At 44.5% G+C, this 9,820-nt stretch carries 10 protein-coding genes; 4 read left to right on the forward strand and 6 right to left on the reverse strand.

The window, feature by feature from the left end; genetic code table 11:
• Positions 1 to 282: 282 nt before the first annotated feature.
• From RID09_RS27150 to RID09_RS27160, 3 genes are all read right to left on the reverse strand, one after another.
• Positions 283 to 984, reverse strand: a complete 702-nt coding sequence (locus tag RID09_RS27150; protein WP_446339034.1) for a uracil-DNA glycosylase — start codon at positions 982 to 984, stop codon at positions 283 to 285.
• Between the two features lie 173 nt (positions 985 to 1,157).
• Positions 1,158 to 2,633, reverse strand: a complete 1,476-nt coding sequence (locus RID09_RS27155; protein WP_446339035.1) for an IS200/IS605 family accessory protein TnpB-related protein — start codon at positions 2,631 to 2,633, stop codon at positions 1,158 to 1,160.
• Positions 2,634 to 2,830: 197 nt separating this feature from the next.
• Complete coding sequence (locus RID09_RS27160; protein ID WP_446339036.1) at positions 2,831 to 3,475, reverse strand: class I SAM-dependent methyltransferase; 645 nt, start codon at positions 3,473 to 3,475, stop codon at positions 2,831 to 2,833.
• Positions 3,476 to 3,579: 104 nt separating this feature from the next.
• On the opposite strand from RID09_RS27160, the gene RID09_RS27165 reads away from it, so the two are divergent.
• Together RID09_RS27165 and RID09_RS27170 are read left to right on the forward strand one after the other, a co-directional pair.
• A complete protein-coding gene (locus tag RID09_RS27165) occupies positions 3,580 to 4,947 on the forward strand; it encodes a glycosyltransferase family 4 protein (protein WP_446339037.1) in 1,368 nt (455 codons plus the stop codon).
• A gap of 157 nt (positions 4,948 to 5,104) precedes the next feature.
• Positions 5,105 to 6,040: a DMT family transporter gene (locus RID09_RS27170; RefSeq protein WP_446339038.1), complete on the forward strand. Its 936-nt coding sequence runs from the start codon at positions 5,105 to 5,107 to the stop codon at positions 6,038 to 6,040.
• Positions 6,041 to 6,079: 39 nt separating this feature from the next.
• On the opposite strand, the gene RID09_RS27175 is transcribed toward RID09_RS27170, so the two are convergent.
• Together RID09_RS27175 and RID09_RS27180 are read right to left on the reverse strand one after the other, a co-directional pair.
• On the reverse strand, positions 6,080 to 6,805 hold the full coding sequence (locus tag RID09_RS27175) for a PEP-CTERM sorting domain-containing protein (RefSeq protein WP_446339039.1): 726 nt from the start codon (positions 6,803 to 6,805) through the stop codon (positions 6,080 to 6,082).
• Positions 6,806 to 7,454: 649 nt separating this feature from the next.
• Complete coding sequence (locus RID09_RS27180) at positions 7,455 to 7,919, reverse strand: ABA4-like family protein (RefSeq protein WP_446339040.1); 465 nt, start codon at positions 7,917 to 7,919, stop codon at positions 7,455 to 7,457.
• 227 nt (positions 7,920 to 8,146) lie between these two features.
• Between RID09_RS27180 and RID09_RS27185 the strand changes: the two genes are divergently transcribed.
• A complete protein-coding gene (locus RID09_RS27185; RefSeq protein WP_446339041.1) occupies positions 8,147 to 8,320 on the forward strand; it encodes a ribbon-helix-helix protein, CopG family in 174 nt (57 codons plus the stop codon).
• Positions 8,321 to 8,446: 126 nt separating this feature from the next.
• Here the strand turns inward: RID09_RS27185 and RID09_RS27190 are convergent, their stop codons facing one another.
• The gene (locus tag RID09_RS27190; protein ID WP_446339042.1) at positions 8,447 to 8,659 is read right to left on the reverse strand and encodes a transposase; all 213 of its coding nucleotides are present in this window, start codon (positions 8,657 to 8,659) and stop codon (positions 8,447 to 8,449) included.
• Positions 8,660 to 8,771: 112 nt separating this feature from the next.
• Between RID09_RS27190 and RID09_RS27195 the strand changes: the two genes are divergently transcribed.
• The coding region (locus tag RID09_RS27195; protein ID WP_446339043.1) for an RNA-guided endonuclease InsQ/TnpB family protein at positions 8,772 to 9,820 on the forward strand (1,049 nt) is incomplete at its 3' end.

Raw genomic sequence — 9,820 nt, forward strand, 5'->3', positions numbered from 1 at the left:
ATAAACGGACGTGGAGAGGGTGTAAGACCTCATTTGGAGGCAACCTTCAGCGAAGCGTCAACCCCAATCAGCGACCACCCCTAAAAAGGTGGCGTGGTGAGGAATCCCCCGCGCTCTTTAGCCGGGGGAGGATGTCAATAACACGTTCAGCCGGAACGTCTCTACTTCTCACTCTAGGGAGCATGTCAGGGACAGCACATTCAAGCTAACCTGCTCTCGTTGGGTTTCGTACCTCAACCCAACCTACTTGCGTTGACATGCTCCCTTGCTCTAAGCGACGCTCTAGGATTGCAGTTCATCTAATTTGGCACGCACCGCCTGGATATCTTGCCACATCAGCCACTTCGGCTTACCCTGCTCCCGTGAGGGATTCCGCAATAGGTATGCCGGGTGCAAAATTGGCATACACTCTCGCCCTTCCCATTCCATCCAAGTGCCACGAATTTTAGTAATCCCGCGCTTTTCACCCGTTAACCCCTTGACAGCCGTTGCGCCCGTTAGCAGGATAATCTTGGGATCGACTAAGCGAATTTGTTCGAGTAGATAAGGTTTACAAGCCGCCACTTCATCAGGAGTAGGTGCTCGATTACCAGGAGGGCGGCATTTATTCATGTTACAGATATAGACATCCCGTTCACTATCCAGTTTGACAGCGGCGAGAATCTTCTCCAGCAATTGTCCGGCTCTCCCGACAAACGGTAAACCTTGCTCGTCTTCATTTTGCCCAGGGGCTTCCCCAATGATCATAATCGGAGCATGAAGATTACCCCGCCCCACTACCGCATGGGTGCGAGTCGCTCCTAATTCACAGCGCTGACAAATGTTACAATGAGCTGCCAGTGGCTCCATGGAGTCGTAAGTGCCAGGAGGAATCGGAATCTTGGCATCCGTAGGAATTAATGACGGTTGGAAGTCATTAGGGGTAGAAGATGTCAACCCTGACTGGTCAAAGAGACTGAGTTGTTCTGAGGATTCGTGAGACATAAATTTAAGCTCGGACAATCCAACTGCTTGTTGAATTTTCTCATATCCTGTGATAAATCCCTGACTTGTGCAAAAAATCGGAACTCTGGGTCTCATTTAACCGCTTCCAAAAACCTAGTCACATCTACTCAAAAGTAAACAAACATAGGCAAAACTCAACGGTATAAGTTTCTTTAAGCGCTTATTTTTAGTGCGTTGCCGCTTCCCGCTTGAGGGTTAGCCAAAAACTCCCAGTTAGAGATATCATAGTAGGCGTGCCTACTTTTGATCAAGCGCTTAAGCTTGGTATTCAGTTGGTTCCAATGACTCCATACGTGCTTTCTATCGTTCACCGACAGATAGGCGGTTATGGAGTCTGGTAATTTTTCTCCTAATTTCATTCCACGACGGGCAATCGCCAGTGCCGCCGCTTCATCGCTGGCTAGCCCGTACATCCGAGCATATTTAACCAGACCGATCAGGCTGGTATAAGCAGGATTGACCTGTCTGACTTCTATGCCGCGATTTCCTAAGATGGCAGTTAGCATCTCAAAAAAGCGGCTATACGCCCATCCAGACAACATTCGAGCATACCTTTTTCCTTTTTCTCTGAGTTGGGTCTTCTTACCGAAGAAATCTAACTCCTCACACACAATCGGGCATTTATAGGCGCGCGCCATCTGCAGAAGTAGGAAGCAAACTTGTCTAATGGCGGCGTCCTGTTTTCCCCGTGGCAAGCCCATCTGAATAGACATTTGTCCATGGTGTATTAGATTGCCTTCTGGATCGATGTATGCCCAACCAATCGATCCAGGATTCAAGTCTATGCCAATGCAGCTGTAGTGGATTGATCTGGACAATCTCTCAACGGGCTTAGGCGTGAATTGGACAGCCACACACCATCTGCCATCTTTTCGGTAAAAGTGCCAGGTCTTAGCGCCTTCTGATGGCAGTCGGTTGACCTGGCGTGGAAAATTTCCAATCTCAGATGACACATACTTGCCAAACTTGTCCTCTAGGCAGTAAGGAACTCGAATCTTGATTGTTTTTCCGTCCCATTGGCAGGTCTGATTGCCGAATGATTCGTCCTTAGATCCCACCACAAAAGCTTGTCCCTTGGGAATGTTTACCCGAATGGGAGCTACCTTGAGATAATTGACCTGCAATTGGTAGTGGTAAAGCTTGCGCTTTTTGTGGTGCAATTGGAAGCGCAAGTTCTGCCAGTTAGTATCCCTGTACTGAAGGGAAACCGACAAAGGGAATTGACAGCCGCTCTTACTGTTGTGCCAGTTTTTCTTCCGATAAAATTTGCTGGCATTTTTCAGCTTGCGTGTAGCCTTTTTCATCCACTTTTCACAGGATTTAGCCTTAGCAGTTAACACCTTAATGTGCCGTTGGCGGTTAGCTTTGGCTGTATCTACCGCCCCTTGGCTGAAAGCTATCACGCCATTAGCGTGACGCTTACTGATTCTATGCGCTTGCTGTAAATGCGTGTTCCATTTGGACTTGTTGAACTTGTCAGCCGACAGGAGATGATTGGCTGTCTCACATACTGCCTGATGGAAAATGAATGAATATTCGGACAGGAACATTTCCAGTTGAGTCTTTCCCAACGGGTTTAACTCGTTGGCTGGAGTGGGGAGTCCTTTGCAGTATGTGAGCGTACTCATTGATTCGAGAAGGTAGATGTTTCTTTTACTATTGTATGCACTTTGGGCAAAAAGGTTCCCGACAAAAATATCTGCTCATTTTGAAGAGATATGAGTAGGTATGATAATAGATTAGGTTACAGCAACAAACCCTGACATTGTTCGACTGGTAGGGAATCACCGTCCTTGTCGGGCGGTGAGGATGTCAATTTCCATGTTTAACCTCCTGAACCAATGCGTCGGAAAATCGTTAGCATCACTGGTCCTAAAAGAAAATGATGCCCCAAGCATTCCATACCTGCTACCGTACCAAATTGTTCGCGTTGCTCTCGACTATAAAAGCGAAGGTTATTGGTAAATAAAGGGATAGAAAAGGACACTGTTTTTTTTCGACCGATATAGTCAACCAAGTAAAAACGTCCCCCCTCTCCCAGGACTCGATTCACCTCAAAGAGCACCTGTTGAGGTTGAGGGTAATGCAGAAAGCTAATTGTATTAAAAACCGCATCAAATTGACCCTCAGTAAAGGGTAAAGACTCAGCATTGCCCTGCTTGAAAATGAGTCGCGGTCGATGCTGGTTGCTCTGTCGGGCTTGACGCAGCATCTGGGAGGATAAATCAAGTCCTGTACCCTTGAGAGTGGGGAACTGGGTGGCAAGGCGATGCAGTAAACGACCGGTACCGCAACCGAGGTCAAGCACATTCGGATTTTCCGGTAGTTCTACATACTCCAATAACCGTTGGTGAACCGCTTGGTAGAAGACAGTAGTAAACAGCAGGTCGTAGTTTGGTGCCCACAGATCGAAAATCTTTTGTTTATTGCGATAAACTTCATACCAATTTGATTGAGTAGTGATAGACATAATTGGAAAAGCCTTGCCCTGTTTCTCGCTGTGTATTTCCAAACCTTTGCTAAATCGTATCATTTTTTACTCTAAGTTAGATAAATCCCGTATGTAGAAGAAATTTGACTTATTTCACTTTTGTGGTAAACTACAATAGTTTATTTGTTATTAAAGAAATAAAGAATAGAGATATGGACTTGGCACAATTATCAGAATCATCAGAAAAAATTAAAATTGCAATAGTTTCCGAAAACGCCTCTCTAAAGATGGGTGGTGAAGCCGCACTACCCCTCCACTATTTTCGCTTACTCCGTAAGTATAATATTCCAGCCTGGTTATTGGTTCATTGCAGAAATAAAAAAGAACTTCAGTCATTATTTCCCGGTGAAATGGAAACTATACATTTTATAGAAGATACAATTTTACACAGATCAATTCGTATATTAAAACGAATAATACCAAGCGCAATTTATGAATTTTCTTTCAATTATATTTTACTTCTGGTGACTCAATACCAAGTTAAATATTTTCTGAAAACCTTGATTCAAGATCATAAAATTAATCTTGTTCATCAACCTAATCCTGTTTCTCCCAAAGAACCATCCCTGTTATTCAATTTAGGAGTCCCTATAATTATTGGACCAATGAATGGTGGCATGAATTATCCCCCCTCATTTGAGTTTATGCAAACTAAACAGGCTGAATATACTATAAAATTAGGACGTTTTGTTGCGGAGTTACTCAATTTTTGGTTTCCTGGTAAACGAAAGGCGGACATATTACTCGTCGCCAATCAGCGTACCCAAAATTCCCTTCCTGGCAAAATACAAGGAATGGTGATGGAGTTGGTAGAAAACGGTGTAGAAATTTCGCTGTGGAAACCTAATTTTGAGTCTAACTGTAATCGTAATTATACCAAATTTATCTTTATTGGTCGCTTAGTAGACTGGAAAGGTGTAAGGTTGTTGTTACTTGCCTTTCAGCAAGTAAGAGAGCAGACTCCAGCATTTTTAGACATTGTTGGCAGTGGAAAGCAAAGAAACCGTTTAGAACAACAGGTTGGAAGCTTAGGATTAACAGATGCAGTTTCCTTTTACGGCAAGTTGACTCAGCCTGAGTGTGCCAAACGATTACAGGAGTCAGATGTTTTGGTTCTGCCAAGTTTGCGAGAATGCGGTGGTGCTGTTGTCCTAGAAGCAATGGCGACAGAAATCCCAGTAATTGCCACTAACTGGGGAGGACCTGCTGATTATATTGATGAATCCTGTGGAATACTAATTAACCCTACCTCTCCAGAAAGATTTGTTAACGAGCTTGCCCAAGCAATGATAACCTTGGCTAAATCACCCGACTTGCGCCGTGCTATGGGTAAAGCTGGTCGTCAGCGTGTTATTCAACACTTTGACTGGGACGCCAAGATCACTCAAATGATTTCTATCTATCAAACTGCGATAGCTACTAGTAAATCAACCAATCAAGGTTCAGTTTGATGTTAATGTTTACTTCGTAAACTCGTCTACAGTGTCGATTCAGCAACCACATTTAGCGGGAAAACGTAAAAAAATTAAATATGATGCGGCTAGAATATCCCCACTATAATTGTTAATTTAGCAGAGGAAGATATTACTGGATAGAGAGCGTAAAATTGTGAAAACGCCCAAGCAACCGTTATCGTGGCAGGTAGGACTGGTTTTAGTCGCTGGCGTCTTAGCAGTTTCCAGTGCCGCTATTTTTATTCGCTTAGCCAATACGGCGGCTGGGTTGAGTGGTGTTGGATTTAGTCTTTTTCTATCTGCTTCTCGCCTGAGTTTGGCATCTTTATTAATATTACCCGCTTGGGGAAACCTACGATCCAATCAACTGAGTCCTGGTGCATTCCCTCATGCCGTGGGGGCTGGGATTTGTCTTGCCCTACATTTTGCCACCTGGATTACTTCCCTATCCTTCACGTCAATTGCTGCTTCTACTACTTTAGTCACCACCAACCCCATCTGGGTGGCTTTGCTATCTTGGCTGTGGTTTAAGGAAAAACCCTCTCGGCTAACCCTACTGGGAATTGGTATTGCTTTTATGGGAGGTGTGCTGATTGCCTTAGGGGATCAAGAAACTGTGGGCGTTAGTCATAATCCCGCTTTGGGGAATAGTCTGGCTTTGGTTGGCGCCTTGATGGCAAGTTTGTATTTATTGTTGGGTCGAGAAGCACAGCGGCGTGGTTTGGGAATTGGCAGCTATATTACCATTGCCTATAGCACTGGTGCACTGGTTTTGTTGCCCTTGCCGTTAGTCTTTGGTGTTGGCTACCTGGGTTATCCCAGTGCAGTTTACCTTTACAGTTTGCTCATGGCGGTTTTGCCTCAATTAATTGGGCATACTAGCTTTAACTGGGCAGTGCGCTGGATTTCTCCAATCCTGGTTACCCTAGCGATTTTATGGGAACCTGTTGTCTCTAGTTTTTTGGGGTATCTCGTTTTTCAGGAACTCCCAGGACGCTTTGTGCTAATAGGTGCAGCCGTTCTATTGGCAGGAGTTGCGATCGCGGTTTTTGGCGCTAGGAAAACCCCTGTTGAAGATGTGGGAACTTGAGGACTACAAAAACAGTACGTTACTTAAATGATCTGTGCCTTAATTCTTGTGCTGGGTTTTTTGGTGTTTTCTTGAATACTTTGTTTTAAACAAGGCGCCAAATCCTAAGGCTAAACCTGAACCCAGAATAGTCAGCGGTTCGGGGACGGGAGCGACAGTAGTGACAAGAGAATCTGCTGCAAAATCAACCTCTTGTGGTCCTCCAACCGTCAAGGATATTGATTCTACATCACTGAAATCTGTATCCATCGCATTGTTAAATGTATTGAAATTGAACACAGCACTGCCTTCACTTAGTGCCGCCTTACTCAGGCTTGCTGTATCACCACCACTGTCTGTCACGGCTAGTGTTACCAGTGCCTGCAAATCGACACTGACAATATCCAAACTGAAGACCCCATTCATACCTCCCCCAGTCAGATCAGCATTCAGACCACTTTTGCCCGGTCCATCCCAGGTAATAACTGTCTCACTTTCGATTCCAGCATCGTTGCTCACAGTTAGCAGACTATTTTGCACATCGACACTCGCACCCCGATTAGGCCCAAATTCACTCTCCTCTACGGTCAATTCGATTTCGCGCTCTCCACCAATTATTTGGTTAAGCCCATTCATCGTTGAGCTAGAGGTCATACCTTTACCCCCAAGTTGGACTGTTTGAAAACCTGTTTCAAAATCGTCAATCGCCACTTGGGCGGCTTGAGCTTGACCCGCACTAAACACTAATGTCCCAATTGCCAGACTCGGAATAAGATATCTGTTCATTTTTTTATCCTTCATCAGATTTAGAAAAAATTATCAACTTGTACCGCTGCGCGGAATTTAAAACTCAAAATGCTTACATTGCCACCAGCGTTTCAGGAATTTTGAGTAGTTCCCTTGCGGTGTACTATTTTTATTTAATCTTAATCTTTGGCAGAAATAATCTAACTTGAGTTGTGTATTAAAGAGAAATATGCAATAATTCACAAAGTTATTAGTTTAATAATAAATATTTTTTTACGACTTTAGGAGGATAAAAGACTTTATGTCCAGGTACTTATTTTTCTCTTCATTGCCCCATTTCCCGCATCTGTTCATCACCTCATTTGTGGCACGATTAAATAAAAATGGGATTATCTCTCTCTTGAGTTGGACAAAAGTAAAGGGCAGGCTTATTAAGTTTTGTAAAAGTCTGCGATCGCACTCCAGCCCACGGGAGCATGTCAGGGACAGCACAAAACATTCTTGTAGGTTGGGTAGAGTGTAAGCGTTACCCAACAGGCTAACCTGCTGGCGTTGGCTTACTCAAAAAGAAGGTGGGAGCCTACGTTGCAAAGATTCAACCGACAAAGGTGACATGCTCCCAAGCGCACCGATGGGAGATTTTCAGGAAACCTAACACAGTTAAGGTTATTTATGTCCGACTACTTATCTATGAAGTAGGCGTCGATGCAGTAGTCGATTCCGTTTTAGAACCCGCAGAGAATTTCTGGGTAATCCCAGCCGTCAAAATGTGAGACAGCAATCCAATTGGTCCGGCAAATAAACAAAGAACCAGGGAATGAATTGTCCACACCCCAGTCTGCTGCCCTTGCCAATAAATCCACCGCCCCACAAACAAATCCAATACCAAAAAGTGAGTCCATCCCGCTGCGGCGATGATTTCGTCCCCAAAGAAGCGGGCAATATCAGCAAGTTGGGGATTGGATAAGGCTTGGGCAGATTCGGCTGTAATACTGTTGGCGAAGAAGTAGATGTACAACCCCGCTAATGCGACAAACGGGAGATAGGATTCCATCACTTTCCGGGTAATCCCCCAGTTGGGAAGCAGAATCATCAGTAGCCAGAAGGGTAAAACAAATAGATTCGCGATGGTAAAGAGTAGACTCGGTGTCATGGTGTTCAAGAGAGAAAAATAGTGGTCAAGTTAAAAGCCAGCCATTGTCGCATTTAGCTAGGCGGCACAATCTCAACCCGATACCATTATCTTCCCATGCCCCCCGCACCCATGCACCCCGTCCCCTCGTACTCCCCATAAAATGGCACAAATTTTGCTCGATTATGTGCGGTTTATTTTTTTGTCTAGACTTGTGCTATCCACACAAAAGTGCTTATAATGAAACTATGGCAAAAGTTACAGTCACTCTCTACATAGAAGAAGAAGATAAGGCAGCGCTACAAAAACTGGCTAACGCCGAAGAGCGCTCCCTATCTCAGATGGCAGTGTTAATCCTCAAGCGAGCCATTAAAGCTGCTCAAGAGCAAGGCAAGTTACCTGAAAATCCCAGAGCCAAATAGGGGGTAGGAGCAATTTTTATAAAAATCGCAGAGAAAACCCCGTCGCCTTGTGCGCTCTGATGAGAGGCGAGGCAGGCTAAGGGGTTCAATACCCCTTAGCCTGCCAATAATCTGTCGGGACAACGATTAACCCCTCTGCTTCTGAGTTTCAATGTATTTCCTAACGGCTTCTTCAGAGACATGACCAACGCTACCGTAGTAGGTTCTGCACACTTCCCCAATGATTCGTTTCAATTCAATTTCGATTGCACCCTCAAGCACCTGATGGCGGTATTTGGGGCAGAAAACGATGTGGTATCCAAGGCAATGTTTAGCATGAGTTGATGACAGAAGTTTCATAGAATCATGAATATTGTGTATATCAACAAAACATATAAGGTTTTGTGCTATTCTAAGTATATCAACGGTTAAGAGGTTGAAACATGAGTGTTAAACAAGCTTTTGAGTATTAATGAAGCGAACCGTTTCCATTCCCGTTAACTTACCCCATCAGAGGTTTCTACCCCTCATGGGGTTTTGTGCTGACATTTTTAATCAGCACATTGATTGGGCATTGAAGGAGCGGACGTGGAATAAAAACAAGGCTCACAAAGCTCTGTATGCTGACCTCAGATTGCAATATCCAGATGTACCATCAGCACTGTTGCAAACAGTTCGGGATAACGCCATGGAGGCAGTTAAAGCAACCAAATTCAAACGACATCCCAAGCAGAAATCAACATCAGGGCTGAGGTATGACAAGCGCACCATGACACTGAGAGGGTATCAATTAACCCTTTCGTGTATTGGTAAGCGTGAAAAGCTCATCCTAAGTGTACCGGAACACTTTAAGGAGATATTTAAAACTTGGGAGTTTTGCGGCGGAACTCTAACCTACTCAAAGCACAGCAAACAGTTTTGGGTAAGGTTGGTATTTGAAACTGTTGACCCTCCACAAGTTACAGGAGAAATCCAAGGAATTGACCGAGGTTTGTACCATCAAGCCGTTACCTCTGATGGTCAATTTTTCAGCTCATCAAAAATAAGAGGTGTGCAAAGACGTTACTTATTCAATCGTCGTAAGCTCCAACAAAAAGGCACTCGTAGCGCCAAACGTCGATTAAAAGCGATGTCGGGACGCGAGAAGCGGTTCATGAAGGATACGAATCATTGTGTGAGTAAGAAGCTTGTCAGAAAGCCAGAGATAGCAGTCTTTGTGCTTGAAGACTTGTCGAGTATTCGCACTCAGCGACGGGGCAAGAAAATGAATAAGTGGCTGGGGAGTTGGGCATTCTATCAGCAAGAGCAGTTTTTAACCTACAAAGCAGAAGCCTTGGGCAAGCGAGTAGTCCATCAAGACCCTCGCTATACCTCTCAAAAGTGCAATGTCTGCAAACACATCAGGCGGACAAATCGTCACAAGTCTCGCTTCTGTTGTAAAAACTGTGGCTATCAGACTCACGCTGACCTTAATGCTGCTCTTAATGTCCGAGACGATTACATTCTCTCTTCTACCCAACG

Origin of the sequence: Coleofasciculus sp. G1-WW12-02 (assembly GCF_040219735.1) — a bacterium.
Taxonomy (GTDB): domain Bacteria; phylum Cyanobacteriota; class Cyanobacteriia; order Cyanobacteriales; family Coleofasciculaceae; genus Coleofasciculus.